This window comes from Chryseobacterium indologenes, from assembly GCF_018362995.1.
Lineage (GTDB): Bacteria > Bacteroidota > Bacteroidia > Flavobacteriales > Weeksellaceae > Chryseobacterium > Chryseobacterium indologenes_G.
In genome coordinates this window covers 4,712,865-4,738,449 of sequence record NZ_CP074372.1, presented here as the reverse complement: position 1 = coordinate 4,738,449, position 25,585 = coordinate 4,712,865, and the positions used below count along the sequence as shown (strand labels likewise).

General features: G+C 35.5%; 23 protein-coding genes and 1 pseudogene. 16 read left to right on the top strand and 8 right to left on the bottom strand.

The window, feature by feature from the left end; genetic code table 11:
• Nucleotides 1-27: 27 nt before the first annotated feature.
• From DYR29_RS21585 to DYR29_RS21570, 4 genes are all read left to right on the top strand, one after another.
• A complete protein-coding gene (locus DYR29_RS21585; RefSeq protein ID WP_213278470.1) occupies nucleotides 28-417 on the top strand; it encodes a hypothetical protein in 390 nt (129 codons plus the stop codon).
• Between the two features lie 97 nt (nucleotides 418-514).
• Nucleotides 515-2,794 (top strand): cation:proton antiporter, encoded by a 2,280-nt coding sequence (locus DYR29_RS21580; protein WP_249413560.1) that lies wholly within the window; start codon nucleotides 515-517, stop codon nucleotides 2,792-2,794.
• 83 nt (nucleotides 2,795-2,877) lie between these two features.
• Nucleotides 2,878-3,396: a hypothetical protein gene (locus tag DYR29_RS21575; protein WP_249413559.1), complete on the top strand. Its 519-nt coding sequence runs from the start codon at nucleotides 2,878-2,880 to the stop codon at nucleotides 3,394-3,396.
• A 35-nt stretch (nucleotides 3,397-3,431) separates the two neighbouring features.
• Complete coding sequence (locus DYR29_RS21570; protein WP_342213459.1) at nucleotides 3,432-3,956, top strand: hypothetical protein; 525 nt, start codon at nucleotides 3,432-3,434, stop codon at nucleotides 3,954-3,956.
• A gap of 7 nt (nucleotides 3,957-3,963) precedes the next feature.
• Here DYR29_RS21570 and DYR29_RS21565 read toward each other — a convergent pair whose 3' ends face one another.
• Complete coding sequence (locus DYR29_RS21565; RefSeq protein ID WP_213278468.1) at nucleotides 3,964-4,611, bottom strand: hypothetical protein; 648 nt, start codon at nucleotides 4,609-4,611, stop codon at nucleotides 3,964-3,966.
• A gap of 465 nt (nucleotides 4,612-5,076) precedes the next feature.
• Here DYR29_RS21565 and DYR29_RS21560 point away from each other — a divergent pair, with 465 nt between their 5' ends.
• The 8 genes from DYR29_RS21560 (at nucleotide 5,077) to DYR29_RS21525 (ending at nucleotide 14,022) form a co-directional block, all read left to right on the top strand.
• Nucleotides 5,077-6,099 carry a LysM peptidoglycan-binding domain-containing protein gene (locus DYR29_RS21560; protein WP_213278467.1) on the top strand — a complete coding sequence of 341 codons (1,023 nt, stop codon included), beginning with the start codon at nucleotides 5,077-5,079 and terminating at the stop codon, nucleotides 6,097-6,099.
• Between the two features lies 1 nt (nucleotide 6,100).
• Nucleotides 6,101-6,952 (top strand): DUF4280 and LysM peptidoglycan-binding domain-containing protein, encoded by an 852-nt coding sequence (locus tag DYR29_RS21555; protein WP_213278466.1) that lies wholly within the window; start codon nucleotides 6,101-6,103, stop codon nucleotides 6,950-6,952.
• A 3-nt stretch (nucleotides 6,953-6,955) separates the two neighbouring features.
• Nucleotides 6,956-9,463 (top strand): DUF5675 family protein, encoded by a 2,508-nt coding sequence (locus DYR29_RS21550; RefSeq protein ID WP_213278465.1) that lies wholly within the window; start codon nucleotides 6,956-6,958, stop codon nucleotides 9,461-9,463.
• The gene (locus tag DYR29_RS21545; RefSeq protein WP_213278464.1) at nucleotides 9,456-10,694 is read left to right on the top strand and encodes an SH3 domain-containing protein; all 1,239 of its coding nucleotides are present in this window, start codon (nucleotides 9,456-9,458) and stop codon (nucleotides 10,692-10,694) included. The genes DYR29_RS21550 and DYR29_RS21545 overlap by 8 nt, the downstream gene beginning before the upstream one ends.
• A gap of 13 nt (nucleotides 10,695-10,707) precedes the next feature.
• Nucleotides 10,708-11,811 (top strand): SH3 domain-containing protein, encoded by a 1,104-nt coding sequence (locus tag DYR29_RS21540; protein ID WP_213278463.1) that lies wholly within the window; start codon nucleotides 10,708-10,710, stop codon nucleotides 11,809-11,811.
• Between the two features lie 228 nt (nucleotides 11,812-12,039).
• The gene (locus DYR29_RS21535) at nucleotides 12,040-12,300 is read left to right on the top strand and encodes a hypothetical protein (RefSeq protein ID WP_213278462.1); all 261 of its coding nucleotides are present in this window, start codon (nucleotides 12,040-12,042) and stop codon (nucleotides 12,298-12,300) included.
• A 50-nt stretch (nucleotides 12,301-12,350) separates the two neighbouring features.
• Nucleotides 12,351-12,932, top strand: coding sequence for a hypothetical protein (locus DYR29_RS21530; protein ID WP_213278461.1), 582 nt, complete (start codon nucleotides 12,351-12,353; stop codon nucleotides 12,930-12,932).
• Nucleotides 12,933-13,179: 247 nt separating this feature from the next.
• Nucleotides 13,180-14,022: a prephenate dehydrogenase gene (locus tag DYR29_RS21525; RefSeq protein WP_213278460.1), complete on the top strand. Its 843-nt coding sequence runs from the start codon at nucleotides 13,180-13,182 to the stop codon at nucleotides 14,020-14,022.
• A gap of 107 nt (nucleotides 14,023-14,129) precedes the next feature.
• Here DYR29_RS21525 and DYR29_RS21520 read toward each other — a convergent pair whose 3' ends face one another.
• Nucleotides 14,130-15,548 carry an L-serine ammonia-lyase gene (locus DYR29_RS21520; RefSeq protein ID WP_213278459.1) on the bottom strand — a complete coding sequence of 473 codons (1,419 nt, stop codon included), beginning with the start codon at nucleotides 15,546-15,548 and terminating at the stop codon, nucleotides 14,130-14,132.
• Nucleotides 15,549-15,728: 180 nt separating this feature from the next.
• Here DYR29_RS21520 and DYR29_RS21515 point away from each other — a divergent pair, with 180 nt between their 5' ends.
• Both DYR29_RS21515 and DYR29_RS23070 read left to right on the top strand, forming a co-directional pair.
• Nucleotides 15,729-16,307 carry a Crp/Fnr family transcriptional regulator gene (locus tag DYR29_RS21515; protein ID WP_213278458.1) on the top strand — a complete coding sequence of 193 codons (579 nt, stop codon included), beginning with the start codon at nucleotides 15,729-15,731 and terminating at the stop codon, nucleotides 16,305-16,307.
• A gap of 60 nt (nucleotides 16,308-16,367) precedes the next feature.
• Nucleotides 16,368-16,991, top strand: a pseudogene (locus tag DYR29_RS23070) (FMN-dependent NADH-azoreductase).
• A gap of 47 nt (nucleotides 16,992-17,038) precedes the next feature.
• On the opposite strand, the gene DYR29_RS21500 reads toward DYR29_RS23070, so the two are convergent.
• The 6 genes from DYR29_RS21500 to DYR29_RS21475 form a co-directional block, all read right to left on the bottom strand.
• Entirely contained in the window at nucleotides 17,039-18,382 is a 1,344-nt protein-coding gene (locus tag DYR29_RS21500) for an ammonium transporter (RefSeq protein WP_213278455.1), read from the bottom strand.
• Between the two features lie 100 nt (nucleotides 18,383-18,482).
• A complete protein-coding gene (locus DYR29_RS21495) occupies nucleotides 18,483-19,130 on the bottom strand; it encodes an alpha/beta hydrolase (protein WP_213278454.1) in 648 nt (215 codons plus the stop codon).
• Between the two features lie 124 nt (nucleotides 19,131-19,254).
• On the bottom strand, nucleotides 19,255-19,881 hold the full coding sequence (locus tag DYR29_RS21490; RefSeq protein WP_047423735.1) for a YceI family protein: 627 nt from the start codon (nucleotides 19,879-19,881) through the stop codon (nucleotides 19,255-19,257).
• A 78-nt stretch (nucleotides 19,882-19,959) separates the two neighbouring features.
• Complete coding sequence (locus tag DYR29_RS21485) at nucleotides 19,960-20,526, bottom strand: YceI family protein (RefSeq protein WP_142719455.1); 567 nt, start codon at nucleotides 20,524-20,526, stop codon at nucleotides 19,960-19,962.
• A 142-nt stretch (nucleotides 20,527-20,668) separates the two neighbouring features.
• Complete coding sequence (locus tag DYR29_RS21480; protein ID WP_213278453.1) at nucleotides 20,669-21,718, bottom strand: glucokinase; 1,050 nt, start codon at nucleotides 21,716-21,718, stop codon at nucleotides 20,669-20,671.
• 116 nt (nucleotides 21,719-21,834) lie between these two features.
• Nucleotides 21,835-22,398: a hypothetical protein gene (locus tag DYR29_RS21475; RefSeq protein WP_047423738.1), complete on the bottom strand. Its 564-nt coding sequence runs from the start codon at nucleotides 22,396-22,398 to the stop codon at nucleotides 21,835-21,837.
• A gap of 402 nt (nucleotides 22,399-22,800) precedes the next feature.
• Between DYR29_RS21475 and DYR29_RS21470 the strand changes: the two genes are divergently transcribed.
• Both DYR29_RS21470 and DYR29_RS21465 read left to right on the top strand, forming a co-directional pair.
• A complete protein-coding gene (locus DYR29_RS21470; protein ID WP_213278452.1) occupies nucleotides 22,801-24,183 on the top strand; it encodes a DUF1800 domain-containing protein in 1,383 nt (460 codons plus the stop codon).
• Between the two features lie 179 nt (nucleotides 24,184-24,362).
• Nucleotides 24,363-25,547 carry a DUF1501 domain-containing protein gene (locus DYR29_RS21465; RefSeq protein ID WP_213278451.1) on the top strand — a complete coding sequence of 395 codons (1,185 nt, stop codon included), beginning with the start codon at nucleotides 24,363-24,365 and terminating at the stop codon, nucleotides 25,545-25,547.
• The last annotated feature ends 38 nt before the right edge of the window (nucleotides 25,548-25,585 follow it).

Here is a 25,585-nt window from a genome sequence, read left to right as displayed (position 1 = left end):
TTTTGCATAGAATTAATTGATTTTATAATGAAAAACTGTTTCTATGCTGCAGGACTTCTCATATCCGGCTTGTGTTTTTCCCAGGAGACACTTTCAAAAATGGAAGTATCCTTTTTTGACGGAATAGCAGCGGCCGGATACGTAGATCATGGTGCTTTTATTAACTTTACCGGACCCAATGTAAGTCTTACCCACCACAACGTAAAATTCGTATTGGGAATGCTTCCTTCACTGAGAATTAAAGAAGACCGTTCATCAGGAACAAAAAACAGTCCTATTATGCCCACATTGGGTACTGGTCTTACTATGATCTATAAAAAGATTGCCCTTCAGATTCCGGCTTACTATAATACCAAAACGGCTGATCAGAATGGCAGTTGGAGAATAGGAATCGGGCTCGGTTATTCTTTCAAATAGATTTTATTACATTTTTTAGAACATTCATTACATTTAAAAAAAAAGAATATTTAACATAACTATATTCTTATCAAATTTGCATAAAAATATTGGAATCATGAATTTGGGGAAATACAAAAATTTAATTTTCTACATTACTACCATCGCTGTTTTTTCGTGTCTGATGTATTATTTCATTATCGAAGGACAGACTTTGGAAGTAAAAGAAAATATCGTTGCTAAAACCAGCAGTGGTTCTACCTGGGAAAATTTCCTGGAATCATTTAAAACCAATCTTTACCACCCGCTTGCATTATTATTGGCGCAAATCGTCACGATCATTATGACAGCAAGGCTTTTCGGATGGATTTGTATGAAAATAAAACAGCCTACGGTAATCGGAGAAATGATTGCTGGTATTGTGCTGGGGCCATCACTTGTGGGAATGTATTTCCCTGAGTTTTCGGCATTTCTTTTCCCCAAAGAATCATTAGGTAACCTTCAGTTTCTGAGTCAGATAGGTCTTATCCTTTTCATGTACATTGTTGGAATGGAACTGGATCTGAGTGTATTAAGAAAAAAAGCTCATGATGCTGTAGTCATCAGCCATGCGAGTATTATTATTCCTTTTGCATTGGGAATAGGACTTTCTTATTTTGTTTACCAGGAATTTGCACCTGAAGGTATCCAGTTTACTTCTTTTGCCTTATTTATAGCTATTTCTATGAGTATTACAGCCTTTCCGGTACTGGCGAGAATTGTACAGGAGAGAAACCTCCAGAAAACCAAACTGGGAACTATTGTTATTACATGTGCGGCCGCAGATGATATTACGGCATGGTGCATTCTTGCTGCAGTAATTGCTATTGTAAAGGCAGGTTCTTTTGCAAGCTCCATCTATGTAATTATTATGGCCATTGCTTATGTGTTTTTAATGATAAAAATTGTCAGACCATTCCTGAAAAGAATCGGAGACCTTCAGGCAGGGAAAAATACAATCAGCAAACCAATGGTCGCTATTTTCTTTTTAACTCTTATTTTATCTGCATATGCTACTGAGGTAATTGGTATTCACGCGTTATTCGGCGCCTTTATGGCAGGAGCTATTATGCCTGAAAACACAAAATTCCGTACTCTTTTTATTGATAAAGTAGAGGATGTGGCTTTGGTACTTCTCCTTCCGTTGTTCTTCGTATTTACAGGACTTCGTACTCAAATCGGACTTCTGAATGACAGCCACCTATGGATGACGGCAGGATTTATTATTCTGACTGCTGTTCTCGGAAAGTTTGCAGGAAGTGCACTGACGGCAAGATTTGTAGGCATTAACTGGAAAGAAAGCTTAACGATCGGAGCTCTGATGAACACAAGAGGTCTTATGGAACTTATCGTACTGAACATCGGATATGACCTTGGAGTTTTAAGCCCTGAAATTTTCGCAATGCTGGTCATCATGGCTCTTTTCACCACTTTTATGACCGGACCAGCCTTAGATTTTATTAATTTCATTTTTAAATCTAAAAAAAATCAGGACGAGCCCATTCATGAAAATGATTCCAAGTATCGTGTTCTCCTCTCTTTTGATAAACCAGAATCAGGAAGCACTCTCTTAAAATTAGCCCACAATTTCACTCATAAAATGAATGGCAATAAAAGCATCACTGCTATGAATATTGCTCCGGTAGATGAAATGCATGCCTACGATATCAACGAGTATGAGGATTCACAATTCCAAAACGTCATTGAAACCTCTCACGATCTTAATCTTGAAGTAACTACCCTTTTCAAAGCCTCTACCGATATAGAAAGTGATCTTGCCAGCATTACCAATAAAGGACATTATGACCTTCTGCTGATTATGCTTGGAAAATCTATGTATGAGGGAAGTTTATTAGGACGATTACTCGGTTTTACAACTAAAATCATCAATCCTGAAAAACTTCTGAATACCGTGAAAGGCAAAGGAAATATATTCAACAATTCTCCTTTTGACGATTTCACTCTTCAGATTCTGGATAAAACCAATATTCCTGTAGGAATTTTGGTGGAAAAAGATTTTAAAACAGCCGATAAAGTATTTGTTCCGATCTTTAATCTGAGTGATTTTTATCTTCTTGAATATGCTAAAAGACTGATCAATAATAACAATTCTCAGATTATCATTCTGGATGCAGCAGGACAGATCCGGAACAATATTGAAGTAAAGGAACTTATCAGAAGTATTGAACAGGTAGCCCCGAATCATATTACGCTGTACAATGAGAAAAAGATTGAGAAAGAATTTCTGAACGCTCAGGATCTGATGCTGATCAGTAGTAAAAGCTGGAAAAATCTGATTGATACAAAAAGTCTCTGGCTTTCTGATATCCCCTCTACATTAATAATTTCAAACCCATAGCCAAAATAACACACCGATATTTCTATTTCTACCAGAAGCTGTAAATATTATTCGTTGTCTATAAAGAAAAAACGGGTATATTTATGGCTTCAATTTTTTGGGACATGCTGATTAACAGTGAAAATGGAGTTATAGAGCTGAAAACCTTCAATACACGGCTTTATCGGGGAATGAGTCTTGATCAGCTGAAGCAGACTGATTTTTATAAAGAAAATTATCATAATATGTGGGATGTAAAAACCGGGTATTTTTGGTATTATTTTAAGCATATAGAAGTACTGGGGTACCAGTTATCTTTCAGCTTATGTTTTTTTGAAGATCAGCTGGACATAATCCATATGAACACATGGGAAAATGGTGATGCCAAAGACTGGAATGAATGGACAGAGGAAAAAGAAATGAACGTTTTTCACAGAAACAATACTTTTCTTATCCAAATCCTGGAAATGCTTCCAACCCAAAAAAAGAAAAAACCTTACCCAAGCTGCACCTTCAAATTTCCCTGGGGAGATATATGGTCGGTCTACGATCCCAGAAGTGCCAGCAGTCTCATGGGAATCAATTTTAATGAAGAGGAAAAACAAATAAAAAATAACTTATAACCAAAGAATAAGACTTTAATATGTGCCGATACTCCATGATGGTTTACAAAGGACATTATGCCTGTTTCAACTGCCAGAAAACTTTCAAACGCCGCCACCTTAAAGACGTGGATCGGGATGCTCAGACTTCGGTGGAAGCCAAATGCCCCGAATGTGGAAACCTGATGGCCAATATGGGACTTGATTTTAAATCCCCTCCAAAAAATGACGACAAGCAATGGGCGCACATCCGTGATTTGTATACTGTAGGAATCACTTTTCATTCATGTGGATGCTCTGGTCCCGGATATATTCCGCAGGACAGAAAGGCCATTATTGATTATCTGGAAAAAGTTCGTTCAGAGTATATGAAATCTCTGGTATTCTGGAGATACCGGATAGAACCTGAAAATAAAAAGGAACGGGAACTGGATTATCAAAAAAATGGCTCACATCTATGGTCCGTAAGCCGTAATGCTTTCAAAGAAACGGTAACCAATCAGGAAGGAATCAACTATTGGCTCAAGAGAATCAATGAGGTGGAAGAAAGACTGAATATTATTAAAGCTGATAAACCATAGCGCACCTTTAATTCACAAGCTCCAAAAGCCTTTTAAAATCTTCTTTGATCTCTTTCTCCTGTTCAGCCGGATGATCAGCACTGATATTATACCCGCGTCCCGTAGTAGCATTGATTAAAATAATATTTCCGTTTTCAAAATAATTTCTGATCATTGTAATTTCTGATTTTTTCAAATCAAATGCTTCCGTATCATTATTTTCTGTCATTGCTTTAACATCATAGAAAAGCGGTCGGTTATACCTATACTCTTTCTCGAAAACAAACGATAGCTGTCCGTTAAGAAGATAATATTCTATCAGCTTCTGCCCCATTTCGCCATAATGCCTGGCAATAACTTTTTCCAAGCCCTTATCCGTATAATAAAATGTAGCCTCCCCGCCTTCTGCAGATTCGCCTTCAATATTATTCTTTTTGACAGAGGTCCATTTTGTTATAGAATTAATCCTTTTAAAATTGGACTGAATAGGTTTCAGCTGTTTTTTTAAGCCCTTACTATTTGTTGTATCATTTTCATTGAATGTTTCGTTGATCCTTACAGTATCCTTTGCTTTCGTGGTAAAAAAAACAGTCGCTTGATCACCTGACTTCTGAGCATACACAGAGCCTAAACTGATCAATATTATGAAAACTCCGCATAAGAATCTATTCTTCATATTTGCTTTTTATGGCTTTAAAATTAATAATAACTTTTGGTTGTACTATATATTATGAAACCACAAAAGTCACAAAAGTTTTCTTGTTGGCTTATTTTAAGTTACTACTAACTGTTTTAAAAGTACACAAGCTTTAAAAGCCTTATAGCAGCTAAGATTCCTACGGAATGACACAATTGCAATGATGTCTTACCCATACAGTTTGTCATTCCGTAGGAATCCAGCCATATTTATTCACAACAAAAACATCAATAAAAATTCCAATCCAGGCCAAACATCTCAACTGAAGAAGTAAAAATTCCCATCCTCCGGAGGGGTGGCGAAAATTCAAAGAATTTTTGACGGGGTGGTTTTGCACTACGATTCAAATCTATGTCGTAATTCTACTACAATTTTTAAAATTTAACCCTAAAAATTAATTTCAAATAGAGTTTTTTAATAGCTTTATCCTATAATTCACATTGGATGGAAATTGATTTCTTACAATATCAGGTACGGAATGGAGACACATTGACCTCTATAGCTTCCCGGCTGGGCATGACTGGTGAGGAACTAAAGCTGTTTCACAATTCCCATTGCCAAAAGATGGATAAGGTTTGGTTCGAAAATCTTAATGAGGTTAAAAATATCTATGTTCCCATCAATTTTAAAACAGAGGTTCAAAAAGAACAGGAAAGAAAAAACAGTTTTCCTTCAAAATTTTCTGAGTCTTTTTTTGCGAAAACATATTCCGTGAATGAGACCTTTGAAAGTCCGTTTGAACCTTCCGTTACTATTGATTATATCATTGAGCTTGCTTTAGACAAAAACAAAAGTACGGATCAATATATTTTAAGCTATAGCCAGAACGATTTTAAATCTAATGGAAATACGCCCGATGATAAAGTAAGCAGCTTATCCATTTCCTGCATGAAAAGTATTATGCCTCTTGAATTTATTGTGAATGACAAAGGACAAATTACCGGCTTTGCGGACCACAAGAAAATCACAGACACATTTACCCATCAGCGTAAAGATCTTGAAGAGTTTTATGTAGGAGAAATTACTCAAAATTACATGGATTCGTTTGAAAGGAACATCAGCGATGAAACGGTTTTCTTGCAGCAATTGCAAAGTACACTCCTGTTTCAGACTTTGTTTCCCAAAATAGATTGGTTCCAAAGAAAGATAAAATGGAAAGAATCTTTTTATTTTTTACAGAATTCGTTTCCTGTACAATGTGAACTCAATATTGAACAGTCAAATGATGATGAAAACTCTGCTTTGACCATTTTAAACGGTAAAATCACAGAGCGATGTACTCCACAGGAAATCATGCGCGGTATTAAGTTTAAGGATTCTGCAGCTGAACCCGCACAAGGAAATATAATTTTAGAATACACCACCCACACAAAAAATAAGAATCTTCTACAGGCTAAAGCTTCAGTTTTACTCAGTCATGAAGATGAATTTATTCACCAGCACCATATCAATATAACACAAGGATAATATGAAAAATTATGTCACACAAAAAGGCGATACTTTCAGTTCGCTGGCCCGGCAGTTTAAGCTGAAAAATGAGGGCATTTTAAAAACCTATCATAACCTCCACTGCCCGCCGGAAGATGTCATGCAGGAGCCTGTTCCCGGAAAAACCATTCTTATTCCGGAAGATCCACAACTTATGGCTGAGGAAACAGAATCTCAAAATATCTCTGCATCTTCTGAGCAGGAGTCTACAGAAGATGTTGCTTCTGAAGAAGAAAATTCAATAGAAGAACCTTCAGAAAATGAAGAGCAATCATCTGGAACAGCAGAAGAACCAACCAATAAAGAAGAAAAGAAAGATAAAAAAGAAGACAGTGGCTCCAGTCCCCATGAAGGTAAATATTTTATTGTACAGAAGGCAACCGTGCAGTGTAATCAGGGATTCAAATTTCCGAAATTTAAAGTTACCAGCCATCAGAAACATTACTGGAATGACGGAGATGGACAGGCCGATTATCTGGCTGTAACAGAAGACGACCTTCAGCTTGATCCTGCAGCACAACCATTTGGACAGTGTAAACTTAAGCCAACTTCAGGAGGTTATCTTCCATGTGCTTATGCTCCTGCCGGAAAGTGGCAGAAGACGTATGAAAAAGTAAAAGTGATGGGAAAAAGCTGTCTTACGGAAATCTCAGAACTGATGTGCAGTACGGGAGGAAAAATTACCATTCTCAAACATGGACAGCAGAGTGAAGTCGGTAAAAGCCAGGTTGCCAAAGCGAATACGCAGGAACAGCAGGTTTACAATCCCGTTGTGGATTTTGATGAATTCAAGGAAGATACAAAAGGTACAGACGAACTTTATTACAGCTAAGCCATGACAGGAAGTATAATCGGGAATCAGAATCCTCTGGTAGGAACAACGTATACCTATGAGATAAAACCTTCAGGGCTGTCATTCGGTCTGAAAGGTGACTATGAATGGTATCTTTATAAGAAGCAGAAAAACGGAATCTGGAAAGATATTACCAACAAGCCTAAAAAGGGTGAAAAGGTAACGTACAGATTCGGAGAAATAGGCCTGGGTATAGAATTTCAGATGAAAGTCTATGAGATTAAAAAAGGAATTTTACCCGGCATATCTGCTACCAAAGAACTGGCTGGCAGTTGTATATTAATTCCAACCAGTGATAAGGTTTCAAAAATAGAGAAGGTAATTCTTTTCAACAGAGGAGCAAAAGATGTCAATAAGGCAAGTTACCGCGATACTCTTATTGCGCAGGCACACTGCATTGCAATGTTTAATAAAGAGATCGAGTTCCATCTTTGGGAAGATGATGCGCCTGGAAAAGGTCATGATGCTAATATCAATAAAAATAACCGTCACACAAGAAGTTACAAGGCTCGGGTCAATGAAAAAGGGATTGCAGAAGTGTCAATTCCTCTGATGTCTGATGAGAAAATCCTTCGTCAGATGGCCAATCAGTTTCTGATGAAAGGTGACAGGAATGAAGGCGCCAATCATGAGTATTATGTTACAGCCACTTATTCAGGAAAAATTCAGGGAGCCAGCCAGGTAAATGTAGATGTTGCCAATCCTGATTATAAAGGACAGTCTCAAAATCAACCCCAACCTAAGCCTAAACCCGGCACACACACTCAAAAATTTCCTCCACAACAAGGAGGTGGTCCCAAACAACCTGCTCCTAAAGGTAATATTATAGAAGCCGTTTTCATTGATGATACAGGAAAAGAACTTTCCAAAGTCGCTGTAGGTGATAAAGTAAGGGTAAGAATTCACTCCAAAAATATGGTGGGAAAACACATCCAATATGTAGTCTGGGAATATGATTCCACTTCCAATGATGAGGTTTACAGAAGTGGAAATATTAAAATCCCTGCTGATGTATGTGACACTTCAGGATTTATCATTACAAAAGCTATTTTTGAAAAAGGAGTAGACTCTCCTATCGGCGATCCGGACTCCGATAAACAAAATTATTTTATAGAAATTATCTCCAAAGATCTTTCTGCAGAATCTCAAAAATTTGGGGTAAATTCGGAAGGCCTGATGCAGGTGGAGAAGGTGAAGAGTGCGGCGGGGGTGCAGAAGCAGCCTGAACCTGCAGTTCCAAAAACTGGGAAATGTTTTTGTAATAGAGATTTCACACCAGAAGAGTTTGAGAAAATAATTCATGGGCTTCGTGATAGCGAAAAGCGAGTTAAACAAGGTAGCGGATATAATTTATTTAATGCTCCTAATTGCAATATTAAAGCTGAAGATAGAACCATCGAAAAGCTGCGTTCTCAAATAAATACAATCTTCAATCGTTATGGTATCAACACCTGCCTTAGAAAATTACATTTCTTATCACAAATTTATCATGAAACTGATCGTCTACGAACTGCAAAAGAATATGCCGATGGAATTAAGTATGATCCAGGTAAACATCCAGATGCAATAAAAAGTGGAAATACAACAAAAGGAGATGGTGAAAAATATAAAGGTAGAGGTTTAATGCAATTGACCTGGAAAAACAACTATAAAATCTATAAATATTATTCTGGAATTGATGTAGTTACAAATTACGAAAAGGTTTCCGACACACTTTCAACAGCCTGTGAATCAGCTGGATGGTATTGGAAACAAGGAAAAATATTAAGTATTGGCACAAGATGGAAAGGTCCCGCAGATGCACCATCCTATGTAAAGATTCACAAACCTGACTACCCTAAAGATACAATTACATGGGAAGATAATGGCAAAAAAAAGAAATATGGAACGGTAAATATGGGATTAATAGCTGATGATGACAAAGTAGATTTAATAAGTTACTTAGTGAATGGAGGAGCAAATGGTTTACAAGAAAGGAGGAACTATGTAATTACATTAAAAGCTTTATTTGAATACCCACAAAAATGTGTAAATAAAACCCAAGTCTCACCACCTGTAAATAACGGATCGTCTAGTTCTGTAACAATAAGATTAGTTAGAAAATGGCAAACTAAGAAATCAACAATTGGAGAATTCAGTATTGACAATACTCAGATCAAAGGCTTTATCCTCGAAGAAAAAGGGCCTGACAGTACAGAGTCAGGAAAAGAGCAACGTGTTCCTATTGGGACATACAATCTAGAATGGCATTCCGGTACAAAAATTAAAAAAGGCCTAAAGCTATTCAATGATGTTGTATCTAAGGACAGAGCAATCTTAATCCATTCTGGTAATACAGCAGATGATACTGAAGGATGTTTATTACCAGGAACAACCCGATCTACAGATTTTGTTGGTGGTAGTAAAGATAAATTAAAAGAAATATTTACCTATGTGGAAGAAATAGGAATTAAAAACGCTAAAATTATAATTACTCAAGCATATGAATAAATTACTCTTATTAATACTAGCTATATTAATATCATGCAAAAGCCCTTCACAAGAGGGAAATAAAAACATTAATGTTGCAAATCTTAAGCAGTCATTTTCAAATAAAAAGGAAAAGGAGTTCTTAGAAAATTTTCCAAAGGATTTTCAAACCTTTAAAAATACATTTGGTTGGAACGATGAAAAAGATTCTGCTGAGATTCTTTATAAACATGCCAATTCTTATATTGATTACTGGTTTTCTTTAATTCAAAAACCTCAATATAAAAAATATGAAAATTCAATAATAGAAATTTCAAAAAATGGAAAATGGGAAGCTGATGCTGTTAATTATTTTAAAATAAAGTCAATAGAATACATTAAAAGAAATAACAAATATGATCTAATCAACTCTTTATCAAAGAATGATGCAAAATCAGTTTTAACATTTTTGTTTGATTCTCCTCATCCAAAACCAGATGATACATTATTAGCCAACTTAACAATTGAAAAACAAAACTTGGCAAAAGAATTATTATCCACGGATACTTCAAATGAAACTAAATGGGGCTCATTTGAAACCTATGTTAACAATGAAGATTATTTCATAAAGACCTTTGATGTCAACAAAGATGGCATCTCTGATAAAATTGTAAGTAACAAACCTTATCAAGGAGAAAATTTATTTATCTTTTTTGGGGATAAGCAAGGTAAATATACATTAGCATTGGAAACAAGAAACTTTTCTGAGGATGGAGGTAATATTATTGATGATATCATTCCAATTTCTGGAAATAAAGGATTCACTGTAAAGACATCCTTCCCTGATCGTGGATACTATGAAAAAGAATATAATATTATTTTGGATAATAACACATGGCTTCTTAAAAATATTATCTATAAAACAATGTCAGATATTTCTCAGGACGCAGTAAAATATATTTGTGATGTTCCCCAAAATATTGATATCCAGAAATCCGGATGGACTGATAAAGTAATACCTATTCCTGAAGAAAATGTAAGAGCAAAAAAATGTAGAGTAGAGAAAAGCAAAAATAAAACAGCCTTCTACATTCAAGATTCTGATGGTTATACCAATTTAAGGAAGGAGAAAAACTCTTCTTCTCAAATCCTACAAAAAATCAACACAGGTGAACAAGTTGAGGTTTTAGACCAAAACGGAGATTGGTGGTTGGTAGTATCTAAAGAAGGTAAAAAAGGATATATTCATAAAAGCAGAATAAAATCAGAATAAATAACTTAACCAAATGGTGAAATTTTTTTTAGTCCTATTATCATTTATATTATTTTCATGTTCAGTTAAGAAGGAAAAAAAAATAATAGAAAAAGAAACTGAAATAATTGAAAATTATTTCACCCATCATAAATTCAAAAATACCAAGGAAAATTTTGATAAAATAAACCTGGATCTACTTGGCATTAAACCTGATAAACTTCAAGACGGATATAATGATATTTTAATATTCAATGAAGCTACCAATTTTCAGATATCAAAGGAAGGAAAATATATTAAAATAGGTAATGATATTCTACCTGATTTAGATAATGTCAAAGTAAGTATAAATAGTAATCAAAAACATCCTTATTTTGAGGAATTATTAACCCTAAACAAAATTATTTACCAGAATGACTTGACCTCAATCTTAAATGTAGCATCTAAAAATCCAGATCTTGCAATCGATTTAGTAGTTATGTTTAACTATGAAAAAAATGAAGCCCTTTTTAATTCTGCAGTTAAAAATATCCAAAGCTGGGATGATATCGAACAAAGTTCTAGACTATCGTTTGTATTCTATAATAACACTACAAATTCATTTAAAATTAGAGAAAAACTATTAGAAAGTTTAAAATCCAAAGATTCTTTTCTGTATGCACTAACATCTTATTTAACTGATAATAAAGACAATATCATAAAAACAAATGGCATTACACCTGCTTCATTAGAAAAGGCTATTGCCTATCTTTTACAACTTGGCTTTACCGGTAAGGAAAATATTGATATTCAATCCGATAAATCATACTTATTATTAAATAATGTCTATGTTTCTCATCCGGAACTAAAGGACTCTTTTCAAAAAAACAAATATTATGGTTATCCATCTCTTGAAAAATACTCCAAAGAGTATGGACTTTTACAAGAAGATAATCAAGAAAAAAAATATTCAATAATAATAGATCCTGATGGTTTCACTAACCTAAGAAAAGAAAAAAATACATCATCTCAAATTCTTCAAAAAATTAAAACAGGAGAACAAGTTGAAGTTTTAGATCAAAACGGAGATTGGTGGTTGGTAGTATCTAAAGAAGGTAAAAAAGGATATATCCATAAGACCAGAATAAAATCGGAATAAGTAATTTAAACAAATGATGAAAAACTTTTTAATTTTACTATCACTCATATTTCTATCATATTCATGTGAACAGAAGAGAGAAGAAAAAAAGATAACTATAATAGTCAAAGTGATGAATCTGATTTAGAGAAAAATACAGGAAGTATTTCGTCATCAAAACAACAGATTTCAATTCCCTCAGGAGAATATTTTGCAACCAACGAGAAGTTAGATGATTATGGAATTTCATTGAAAATTGATAAAGATTCTATCATTTATACAGAATCCGGAAACATGGGGAAAATGTATAATCAATATGTACTTCAAGAAGATAAAACTGTTGATGGAAGAATATTTTTAAAATATTCACAGGTAATTAACGGATATACAGGTGATGCAGATAAACCATTTTATTTCGGTACTCTTCGATATGATAAAGGTAAGTTATTATTTGAGAGCGAATACACAGAAAAAAGATATGGATTGAAAAACGTAATATTAAAAAAATAAATAATCCTTACTGTTTCGAAATGTTTGAAAATTAAGATAAACGCATAATGATGAAATCCTTTTTAACTTTATTAATTCTAATATTTTTCTTTTACGGCTGTAAAGGTCAAAAAGATGAAAATGTCTCTGCAATAAATATTGATAAATACTCTTCCATAAACTTTCTGGATAATAAATATCAAGTAAATGGTTTTTTCATTCCAGATATCTCCAATCCATACCCAACTTACACTTATTCGGATAAAAAGAGGGGTATTTTCAGTGTTGACTTTATTGGAAAAAATGATGAAACTCAATATTTTTGGAGTATAAATAATTCAAAAGGGTATTTTTTAAAATCTACTAATCCTGAAAATGATTCCCAAAATTCAAAAGCAATAAAAAATCTTATTAAAGAAAACGATTATTATGTAGTTGCTTCATATCTATCTAATAAGTTCATTACTTATACAGGAGTAGAAGATGGTGAATTTGAACCAAAACCAAATGCTAAAACAATATTCTATTTATATGAAGACAGAAAATGGAAACAAATAGGAGAAATAGAGACATTAAAAATACCAGAAGATATATTATCATTCGAAACCAATCTTATCAAGAAATATCAAACTAATACCAATAAAAAAGATTAATCTGCTATAGACTGAATAGAAAAGCCAAAACAAAAAAATCCACTTCCCATTAACACCGTCTATATACAATTTAGAAAAGAAATTTCGTTTCATTTAAAAAATATTTATACCTTTGCTTTGTGATTTTTAACAACGGAACATATTATTATAGAATTTTTACCTCAGCTCTGGGATAGGGATTCTTATGAATATAATTTAAAACCTCGTCCTAGGGACGAGGTTTTTTTATTTTAAAAAATTTAAAAAGATGAAAATAAGTATTATTGGAGTAGGATTGATCGGAGGTTCGATGGCTTTGAAATTAAGAGAGAAAAATCTGGCCAGCTTCATCTACGGAATCGATAACAATACACAGCATATTAGTGATGCATTAGATCTTAAAATAATTGATGCCGGAGTAGATCTTGAGCATGGAATTAAAAATTCGGATCTGATTATTCTTGCCATCCCTGTGGATGCTGCCAGAAAACTGTTGCCGTCTGTTCTTGACCTTGTGTCTGATCAGCAAACTGTAATGGATGCCGGTTCTACAAAAGCAGGCATTGTAAATGCTGTAAAAAACCACCCGAAACGTTCAAGGTTTGTAGCGTTTCACCCGATGTGGGGAACAGAAAATAATGGTCCGAAATCCGCTATTGCAGAGAGTTTTTCAGGAAAAGCAGGTGTGATATGCAACAAAGAGGAATCCGCAGAAGATGCCTTAGCTACTGTTGAAAAAGTAGTCAATGCCCTTGATATGCACATGATTTATATGGATGCAGAAGATCATGATGTCCACACCGCTTATATTTCCCATATCTCCCATATTACATCTTATGCCCTGGCCAATACCGTACTGGAAAAAGAGCGTGAAGAAGAAACGATTTTCCAGCTTGCCAGTTCCGGTTTTTCAAGTACCGTACGTCTTGCCAAGTCGCATCCGGAAATGTGGGTTCCCATCTTTAAACAAAACAAAGAAAATGTACTGGACGTTCTGAATGAACACATTACCCAGCTCAGAAAATTCAAATCCGCTCTGGAAAAAGAAAACTATGAATATCTTGAAGAGCTGATTTCCAATGCCAACAGAATCAGAGGAATTTTAAGGTAAATTCCCTTATACCATACTAAAAGCCCAACGGTTTTTACTTTTATTTTATTAAGAAACCCTTAGCCAGTAATGTCTAAGGGTTTTATTTTAAAACAGTGTTATTTCTATTAACATTCCGGAACGTTGACAGCAATCGCCAATCCGCCCTCAGAAGTTTCTTTAAAACGGTCACTCATCGACTGAGCGGTTTCCCACATCGTAAGAATTACCTCATCCAATGTTACTTTTGCTTTGGTAGGATCACTTTCCAATGCAATATTCGCGGCCGTAATCGCTTTCATTGCTCCCATTGTATTTCTTTCAATACATGGAATCTGTACCAACCCTTTAATCGGATCACAAGTTAACCCAAGGTGATGCTCCATAGCAATTTCTGCGGCCATCAATACTTGTCCAACACTTCCACCTAAGATTTCTGTAAGTCCGGCTGCTGCCATTGCAGAAGAAACCCCGATTTCCGCCTGACATCCTCCCATTGCTGCAGAAATAGTTGCATTTTTCTTAAATAATGTTCCGATTTCTCCTGCTACAAGTAAAAATCTTACAATATCATCCTCACTCGTAAACGGGGTAAATGCCTGAGCATACATCAATACCGCCGGAATTACTCCACTCGCTCCATTGGTAGGTGCCGTAATAATTCTTCCGAAACTTGCATTCTCCTCATTCACAGCCAGTGCAAAACAGGCAATCCATTTGTTGATATTCGTAAAGTTTTCTTCAGCGTCCACCACCTGCTGGAACCACTCGTCTTTATTTTTATAGATTTTATCTCCTAACAGTTTTCTGTTGATTCCCGCAGCTCTTCGGGAAACATTCAGTCCACCCGGAAGAATCCCTTCCTTATTGACTCCTTTATAAATACATTCTTTAATCTGCTGCCAGATATAAAGTGCTTCCTTTCTCGTTTCTTCCTGAGTTCTCCAGCTTTCCTCATTCATGAAAATTAAATCTGAAATTTTATCAAATCCCAGTTTCTCGCAGTACTTTGCGATATCAGAAGCTTTATGACAAGGATACAATGTACGTACACATTGCTTTTGAATAGAGTTTTTTTCCTGGCTGGCAATGAAACCACCACCTACAGAATAAAAGTCCTGCACAAGTTCAGTTCCGTCTTCAAAAACTGCTCTGAAGATCATTCCGTTTGGGTGAAAATCAAGGCTCTTTTTCATGTTTAAAATCAGATGATGTCCGTAGATAAACGGAATAACTTTCTCACCACCCAGATTAATGGTCTGAGTACTTTTAATATAATCTATTTTTTCATCAATTTTTGAAGTATTGATCGTCTTAAAATCTTCTCCATTCAATCCAAGCATTCCTGCAATATCAGTTCCGTGCCCAATCCCCGTTTTTGCGAGTGAGCCAAAGAATTCAAGAAAAACTTCTTTAACTTCTTCTATTGATCTTTCTCTTTTTATAATCCTGATAAATGCTGCTGCTGCGTTCCAAGGTCCCATTGTATGCGAACTGGACGGGCCTATTCCTACTTTAATAATTTCAAAAACCGATATTGATTCCATAAATGATTCGTCATTTTCCTCAAAAACAAAGATACAGGATAAATCCTAATAATAGCATAGCAAAATCCCAGATTTATTTGGTTTTGACAGCCCATAAAATAAGTATTTTTGTCAATGAACTGATAGTATCAATGACTATCAGATCCATCATTATATTATTCTTTTTAATTATTTTTTTAAATGGAAACATTAATTAAGAGTATTCTCCAGCACATCCCACTAACTCCGGAAGAAATAGCCTTATGTAAAAGCTTCTGGACAGAAAAAACATTGGAAAAAGGAGATTTTCTGTTGCGAAACGGGGAAATCTGCCGTCATGACAGTTATATCATTTCGGGAGTTTTAAAAGCTTTCTGCATCAATGAAGAAAATGGAAATGAAGAAATCCTCTTTTTAGCTATTGATCATTGGTGGGCAACAGATATTTCCAGTTTTTCAAAACAAAAACCTTCCATTTATAATATACAGGCTGTAGAAAAAACAAAGCTTTTGCAGATCAGCCATCAGTCTTTTCAAAAAATGCTGAAGGAAATTCCAGCCTTAGAAAAATACTTCAGAATTATTCTGGAAAGTTATCTTGGAACCCTTGAAAAAAGAGTGGTATTCAATCATATGCACAAAGCAGAACAAAAATATCATGATTTTCTGGATACTTATCCCGATATTTCCTCCAGAGTTCCCCAATACTTGATTGCTTCTTATCTCGGTGTTTCCGCAGAATTTATCAGCAGAATCAGGAAAAAAAATAAATCCTCTTGAACTAGATCAATTTTTCAGGACTAAATAATCAGGAATTTTGCTGTTATAAATTCTTAGCAAATGAAAATATTGATTATTAATGCCAGTGTAAGAAATGAAAGATCTTACAGCAGAAAACTGACACAGCTTTTCGCTGAAAACTGGAAAACAAGATATCCTCTTGATACTTTCACCTACAGGGAAGCAGGAACTGACACTATTCCCAATATTGATGAATCCTGGATCGCGGGAGCATTCAAAAAACCGGCAGACAAAACTGAGGAAAACCAAAAACCTTTACAGCTCAGTGATGAACTGGTCAAATAACTCAGGGAACATGATGTCTATGTAATCGGAACTCCTATGTATAACTGGTCTATCCCGTCCGGGTTAAAAGCTTATATTGACCAGGTAATGCGGATTAACGAAACCTGGAAATTCAGATCCGGAATGCCGGATGGTGATTATGTAGGGCTTCTCGAAAACAAAAAGCTCTTTATTCTCTCAACCCGCGGAGATACCGGATATGGTGAAAATGAAAAGAACGGACACATCAATTTTCAAACTACCTATCTGAAACATATTTTCGGGATTATGGGGGTGAATGATGTCACCATTCATTCCTTAGATAATGAGGAATTTGGAGGTGAAGTCTTTGAAAATTCTAAAAATAAAATCTTTGAAGCGATTCATTCTATTCAATAAATCATAAATTTCATTCAGGGCATCAGTTAACACTCATGCCCTTTTTATCAGCTGAAACTTTCCTCGTGCTGGGAAAGATCAAGTCCTTTATTTTCAGATTCTTCAGAAACTCTTAATGTAATTATGGAATCTGTAAGTTTATATAAAATCAATGAACCGAAAAACGTAAAAACAGAAACCAAAACCAATGCGGCCATATGATGATGAAAAACCTCTAATCCTCCATGCAGTAAGCTTGCTTTTTCACCATGAGCAAAAATAGCGGTAAGAATCATTCCCATAATTCCCCCTACTCCATGACAGGCAAAAACATCCAGCGTATCATCTATTTTCTTTAAAGGCTTCCAATTAACCATTATATTAGAAACTATTGCAGTAATAAACCCGATAAAAAGGCTTTCCTGAATGCTTACGAAGCCACATCCCGGAGTAATCGCCACCAACCCTACTACAGCTCCAATACAGGCACCCAAAGCAGAAACACTTCTCCCATTGATTCTATCAAAAAAAATCCAGGTCATCATCGCAGAAGCAGATGCTATGGTAGTTGTTCCAAAAGCTGTAGCCGCAGATGCAGAAGCGCTGAGTGCAGATCCTGCATTGAAACCGAACCATCCAAACCACAACATTCCTGTTCCCAGCAATACATACGGAATGTTGGAAGGCTCATGATGTGGATTTTTCCTGTTTCCTACCACCAAAGCTCCGGCAAGTGCTGCAAAACCGGCACTCATATGTACAACTGTTCCGCCTGCAAAGTCTTTCACCCCAAAATATTTGTTTAAAAGCCCATCAGGATGCCATACCATATGACAAAGCGGTGTATAAATAAAGATGCTGAAAAGGACAATGAATAGTAAATAAGAAATAAAACGAACCCTTTCCGCAAAAGAGCCGGTAATAATCGCAGGGGTAATAACCGCAAATTTCATTTGAAATAAAGCAAAAAGAATAAAAGGAATAGTAGGCGCCATCATTTTATGAGGCAGATTCCCCACTCCGCTAAAAAAGGGATAACTGAGCGGGTTCCCAATGATTCCATAGTGTTTTCCGGCAATGTTAATACCCAAAGATTCTCCGAAAGACAAAGAAAAACCTACGACTACCCAGACCATTGAGATCACTCCTAAGGCGATAAAACTCTGTAGCATGGTAGAAATCACATTTTTCCTGCCAACCATTCCTCCATAAAAGAAAGACAGCCCAGGTGTCATCAACAGGACAAGCCCAGCTGCAGCCAGAATCCAGGCAACATCCGCACCTACAATCTTATCTTCACTTAAAAATTCCCCGGTAACAGGAATATCTGCAGCCGGATTCCAGAATAATCCACCAATTGCAACGAGTGTAATTACTGAGAATGAAACGATCCATTTCAAACCTACTTTCATATAATTTATATTTAACCCTATCAAATTTAAATATAAATTCTATAAAAATCATCTTTTTAAAACAAATACCCCTAAAAAAACTATTTAATTAATAATATTTTTATTTTTCACAAAACACTTCGTTCAATATTTTTGAAACTTCTTTGGATTTCGTAGCGGGAAAAAGATGGGTTCCTCCTTTTATTATATAATCCGGTTTGGAATAACGAATTGGAAAAACAATGTCTTTATCACCTAAGATCTGAATCACATTCGGGTTTTCTTCAAACTTCCACTCGGACACTTTTTCTACAGACCATTTCAGGTAATAGGGATCTCTTACTTTAAAATATTGCAAAAGTTTAGGATTTTTAGGATCAAAAAGCTTTCGGATAACAGCATATACATTGGCCGCTTTATCGTTGAACAGACCTACCGGTAATATTCTGGGGATTTTGGTCATCTCGCCTGTCTTGATGAATTTTGACTTTTCCTTGTCAGATTTTATACTTCCAAGGATTACCACTTTCTCTGCAGGCTTCAATTTATCAATCTCCTGAACAATTATACCTCCGAAAGAATATCCCAACAGGCAGAACGGCTCAGAGTCATCTACCTTATCAGCCATTCTTTTAACATAGGAATCAAAAGGCTCATTTTTTTCAGGGATGAGCCAATCTATAAAAATCAATTCACAGTGTTTGGGAAACTCTATTCTTTCAAGGACTTTAAAGTCTGCTCCCAGACCGCTGACAATATAAATTTTCATACTACGAATTTATAAAAAATACCGGGAACAGTAAATGATTAAGCTAAATCTTTGATGTAACAAAAGCATAAAAAATGAGCAGCTCTGGTGAACTGCTCATTTTTATATTGATCGTATAGTAATCTTATTTTTTCTTCTTTGGAACTCTGTTCTCGTTATCCAGCATTTCTGTAGTAACTTTGAACTGGATGTCCATTTCGTTCTTAATGAAATAATCTTTCAATGAAGACTGATAGAATACTTTAAAGTCTCTTCTGTTCAGAGAGAACTTCGCAGATTCAATAGAGGTTGTAAACTGAGTAACATATACGTTCGCAGGGAAAGAAATTGTTTTTCTCACTCCTTTAAGGGTAAGGTCTCCGTATACTGTTGAATTGTATTCACTGTTTGCTAAAGGAATAATTTTAGTCAAATGGAATTTTGCGATAGGGAATTTTTTCACTTCAAAGAAGTTCGAGCTTTTCAGATCGTTGGTAAGCTTGATCTGATCTTCATCAGAAACATCTCCTGCCATCATACTTCTCATATCTATGATAAACTCTCCATCTACCAGAACCGTATGGTCAAAGTTAAATTTTCCACTTTTCAGCTTTACTGTTCCTGAATGGGAAGTTTCTTCGGTTTTTACCACTTTATACCCCCACCATCTGATCTCTGATGAAGTCACTTTTGAAACCTTATCAAATTTCTTCTGAGCAGAAACAAATGACATGCTTGCGCACACCATAGCAAACAATAGTAATCTTTTCATTCTTTTTTATTTACAATTCAACAAAAATAAAAAAAAGTGTAGAACTTCTACACTTTTAACAATCTTTTTTTGATTAATTTATTGAGCAGTTACTTTTACCTGCATATCAATATCATCTTTCACAAAAACATCCTGCATTGTAGACTTGTAAGCTACATCAAATTTCTGTCTGTCGAAAGAGAATTTATTAGATACTAAGCTTACTACTCCTTTGCTGTAAGAAATCTTAGCAGGGAAAGTAATTGGATTTGTTTTTCCTTTTACAGTAAGGTTTCCTGTTACAAGAGAGCTGTAGATTTTATCGCTGTTTTTCTTGATTCCAGTGATTTTAAAAGTTGCTGTAGGGAATTTTTCAACTTCAAAGAAATCACCGTTCTTAAGGTGTCCGTTTAATTTTTGCTGATATTCTCCTGTAAGGTCAGTTGAGCTGATAGAAGTCATATCCAATACAAAGCTTCCGCCTACCAATTGGTTTCCTTTCATGATCATATCTCCGGACTTTACTTTTACAGTACCGTCGTGAGAGCTCGCCTCAGATTTTGCTACTTTGTATCCCCACCAGTGTACATCAGACGCTACTACTTTTTTTGACTGTCCAAATGCTAAACCACCAGCTAAAACTGCTAATAAAAATATTTTTTTCATTGAATAGAGTTGTTTACTTATTTAACGATACAAAGGTAATATCTTATTCAATAGATTTCATTGATGTACATCAATAAAATTTATTATTTTCATGAATAATATCATCCCATAAAAAAACTCCGAATTTCTTCGGAGCTTTGTTTTATACCTGATAGTAAGCTGTATAAAGCGCTATACCATTTAATGCTGTATGATTTTGCTTGACCAGATAGATAGGAGTGTTTTTAAGCATCTCCTCCATTTTATCACTGATCTTGAATTTCTCATAGAATTTCGCCTTATCAATATATTCAGCGATCATCTGTGGAATATCTCCGGCAATCAGCAATCCTCCGGTAGCTTTCAATTTTAATGTTAAGTTGTTAGCTTCTCTTGCCAGAAACTCAAGGAAAGTATCTAAAGCGATTCTGCAGATTAATACATTCTCCTCGATTGCCGCTTTATAAAGTTCTTCCACAAAATTTCCCTGTGCAAGGCGCTCTCCTAGCCATTCCGGCTCAGGATGTCTTTTCACATCTCTTAAGAATCTATAGATATTGAATAACCCAGACTTGGAAAGTACATTTTCCCAGCTTACAATACCGTAGATATTATTTAGAAACTGGTAAAATTCAACCTCTACATTGGTTCTTGGTGAAAATTCTGAATGACCTCCTTCTGTAGCGAAAGGTCTCAGGTATTTTCCGTCAAAGAAATATCCGGCTTCACCCAATCCGTTTCCGGGAGCAAGAACCGCTACATTTCCTTTTTCAAGATGTCCACTTGTATAGATAGCTTCAAGATCGTTATCTTCAAGAAGAGCCATTCCGTAGGCAGATGCCTCAAGGTCGTTCAGCATGTCTACTTTTTCGAACCCGAAATCACGGGCATATTCTTCAACATCTAAATTCCAACCCAATCTTGCAGGACTGCTTTTTCCGTCAAGTACAGGACCTGGCACTGCCATTCCAAGACGTTTTACATTTTGCAATTGATTATCCTGAATAAACTTCTTTAAAATATCTGAAAAAGAAGTGTATTCTTTGGTTGCATATTTATTTTGTACTTTTATCTCAAGACCTCCGTTCCCGGAAACGAAATAGCCTAAGATCGTTACATCTTCACGGAGACTTGCCCCTATGATAGAAACATTATCATTATTACTGTTCTCTACTCCTGGTAAATAAAGTGGAAATTTTGGATTCAGAATCATAACCTCAAATTTTACCAAATATAATAATAGTTTTTGTAAATCCTGCACAGAACCAAAAAACCTTTTCACTTTCGTGAAAAGGTTTTGGTTAATAATTGTTTATATATTAAATCTAACTACTTTCCTAATGGAATATTGTAACCGAATCCTACACCGATATTCCCCACATTATAGTCCTGACCTGGCAAATCTCCTTTTGTTCCTACAAAAACCTTTTGGTATTGTACAAAGAAATTCCAGTCTCTGTTGTGGTAACCGATCTCCGGTTTAAGATAGAAACCTCCGCTTGCTCTTTCAACATTGGTGTTGGATGCCACTGCTTTATCTCCAACAAGGAAACCATATCCTAAGTCTGTTCCGAAATAGAAACCGGTTTGTTTTGGATAAATTCTGATTAAAGCTGCTACAGGAACTACTCCTACATCATTATTTTTATATCCGTTGTTCTCTTTTCCAAAGTAGTGAGTATATCCTGATGCGATACCTAATCCGAATCCTGGTGTAATCAGGTTCTGGTAAGATACATCCACCCCTACTGCAGCGGAAAGATTATCTGCGGGAACTGCTAAACCAACATTTGCACCTACTTTGATCATATTATTCATCTGAGAACTTTGGGCGCTTGCGATACCTGCTGTTAAAATACCAGCCAGTACTATTGCTTGTTTAAACATTTTCATAACTCTAATTTTTAAATTTTACTAAACAAGAGGATGTAAAAATCATGCCAAGCAAGGTTTTTTCTTTGATTTTAACACCGCTAAAAATCATAAAATAATGAATATCAGTTCGTTATTTTTAACAAAATTTAAATATTTGTTTAACAAAAATTATCAAAAATTGATCTTAAAAAGTGAATTAAAGAAAAAAAGAAAAGCAATAAGAGGGAGGCTGCAAGTAATATCCTTTTATATAAAACTTATAGCTGTTATAAATAAGTAAAGAAAAATTTCCCCTTCTTGCACATCATAACTCCCAGCTTCATTCTTCCAGCTTCCAGCCTTAGAAATAATATTAACAATCCTTAACCCATTATTATTTTAACCTTTTTCTTCAAAGCGTATCAAAAAAATAAATTCCTCATGATAGCTGATTCATTATTAAAAAACAAGCATCTTCTTTGGCGGGCAGGTTTTGGTGTTGGCATTAATCAAATTGATGATTTGAAAAATAAAAGCATTAAAGCGTTAATGAATGAATTATTTACAGAAGACAGCTTCAGCGAGATCACGTATAACACGCCTGATCAGGATTTAGCGACAGATTATATGAACAGTACAGCTCCTGCAGAAAAGAAAAAAGAAATGCAGCGTCTCAACAGGGAGCAAAACAATGAACTGAATCTCAATTTTCTGAATACAATCGTAAACAGCAAGGAGCAGATGAGGGAAAAGATGGCGTTCTTCTGGCATGGACATTTTGCTTCAAGAGTTGTCAATCCAAAGTTCAACAAACAGCTTTTAAATACCCTCCGAAAGAATGCACTGGGAAATTTCAAAGATCTTCTTTTTGAAGTGAGCCAGTCACCAGCTATGCTTAATTTCCTGAATAATCAACAGAATAAAAAGGATCATCCTAATGAAAATTTCGCCCGTGAAGTCATGGAACTGTTTACCATGGGCAGAGGTAATTATACTGAAAAAGATGTAAGAGAAGGCGCCAGAGCCTTTACGGGGTGGAGTTATGATAAGGAAGGATATTTCAAAGAAAGAAAAAATCTCCACGATGAAGGCTCAAAGACTTTTTTAGGTAAAACAGGCAACTTTGATGGAAGTGATGTACTCAATATCATTCTGGAACAGAAAGCAACAGCACAGTTTATTACAATGAAAATCTATAAGTTCTTTGTGAATGAAAAGGTAGATCAGGATATTGTCAATACACTCAGTACAAACTTCTACAATTCAGGATACGACATCAAGAAGCTAATGACTGAAATATTTTCAAGCACATGGTTTTATGATCAGAAGAATATCGGTAACCGAATTAAATCTCCTGTAGAACTGATGGCTGGTATGATGCGGATACTTCCTATGCATATTCAGAACCCTGAAAACCTCATCGTTTATCAGAAATTATTGGGGCAAATGCTGCTTTATCCGCCAAATGTAGCGGGATGGCCGAATGGAAAGGCATGGATTGACAGTTCTACTCTGATGGTAAGGCTTCAGATTCCACAAATCTGGTCCGGGCTTAGGCCTTTGGAATACAGTCCCCGACAGGACGATGATATCGATATGGGAATGAAATCCCGGGAAACAGCTTTTAACAAGAGCTTTAAAAACCCTAATATCACCATCGACTGGGAGCGTATTGAAAAACTATTTGCCCATAAAAACTGTGAAGATTATCTTCTCCAGAATACTCAAAGCCTTGATATGAACTCGGTAAGAAATTTTTCTGATAAGAGCATCAAAATGAATGTCATCAACCTGATGTCTACGCCGGAATACCAGTTATGTTAGTAGAAGATTTCAGGTTGCAGGTAATAGTGAATCGCTGTTTCGCTTTACAACCTTTTATTTACTATTTAATTCCATAAAAGTTTATTAAACAAATAGTAGTAAAAATATAGACTAGCCCTGCAACCCGCAACCTACCATCTATCATCTATCAGTCACCTTTACCCTAAAAAAACAAAATTATGCTAATCAAAAGAAGAGAATTCCTCAAAATAAGTTCGCTGGCTACGGCTTCAATGCTTATGCCTAATTTTTTAAAAGCGATGACACTGGATGAAGCTCTGAATCCCAATCAGAATATTCTTGTAGTGCTTCAGTTTACAGGGGGAAATGACGGTTTAAATACTATCATTCCCGCTAAAAATGATATTTATTTCAGAGAAAGGAAAACATTAGCTATTCAGGATTCAATACCATTGACCGATGAAGCAGGGATCAACCCGGCTCTCTTCTATTTTAAAGAACTTTTTGATAATGGAGAGCTTTCTGTCATGAATAATGTAGGTTATCCTAATCCCGACAAATCTCATTTCCGGAGCATGGATATCTGGCAGTCAGCAAGCAGAAGTGATCAGTTTCTGGAAACAGGCTGGCTGGGACGTTTCCTGGACGAAGAATGTTATCGTTGTGACCACCCGACTCAGGCACTGGAAGTAGATGATATGCTAAGTTTAGCTTTAAAAGGAGAAAACAATAAAGCTTTTGCCTTTAAAGATCCTAAAAGGCTTTATCAAACCAGCCAGGAAAAATATTTTAAATCTCTCTACGATCACCATCACGATGATGAAACCGTGTCTTATCTTTATCAGACCCTAGGTTCTACGATTAATAATGCAGATTATATTTTTGAAAAAAGCAAAGCCAAAAAGACGGAACAGATTTACCCTAATTCTCAGTTGGGAAAAGACTTTAAGACTGTCGCTTCTTTAATAAAATCTGATATCAATACACAGGTTTATTATCTTTCGATCGGAAGTTTCGATACTCATGTCAATCAGAATGACAGACAAAAGAAGTTATTTGATGACATTAATGAAGCTGTAAAATCATTTGTTGCCGATATGAAAAGCAATGGGCTTTTCAATAATATCCTGTTGATGACCTTCTCAGAATTCGGACGTCGCGTAGCCCAGAATGCCAGTAACGGAACGGATCACGGAACAGCCAACCAGATGTTTTTTATCAGCGGAAACCTTAAAAAGAAAGGTCTGTTGAATGCACTTCCTGATCTGCAAAATCTGAATGAAGGTGATCTGATCTATAAAGAAGATTTCAGAAAAGTATATGCTACAATCCTGAAAAACTGGCTTAAGGCAGATTCTTCTAAAGTTTTGGGATGGAAGGATGGTATTTATGATTTTGTATGAGCTATCGAACCACAAAAGCGTTTAAACACTTAAGTTAT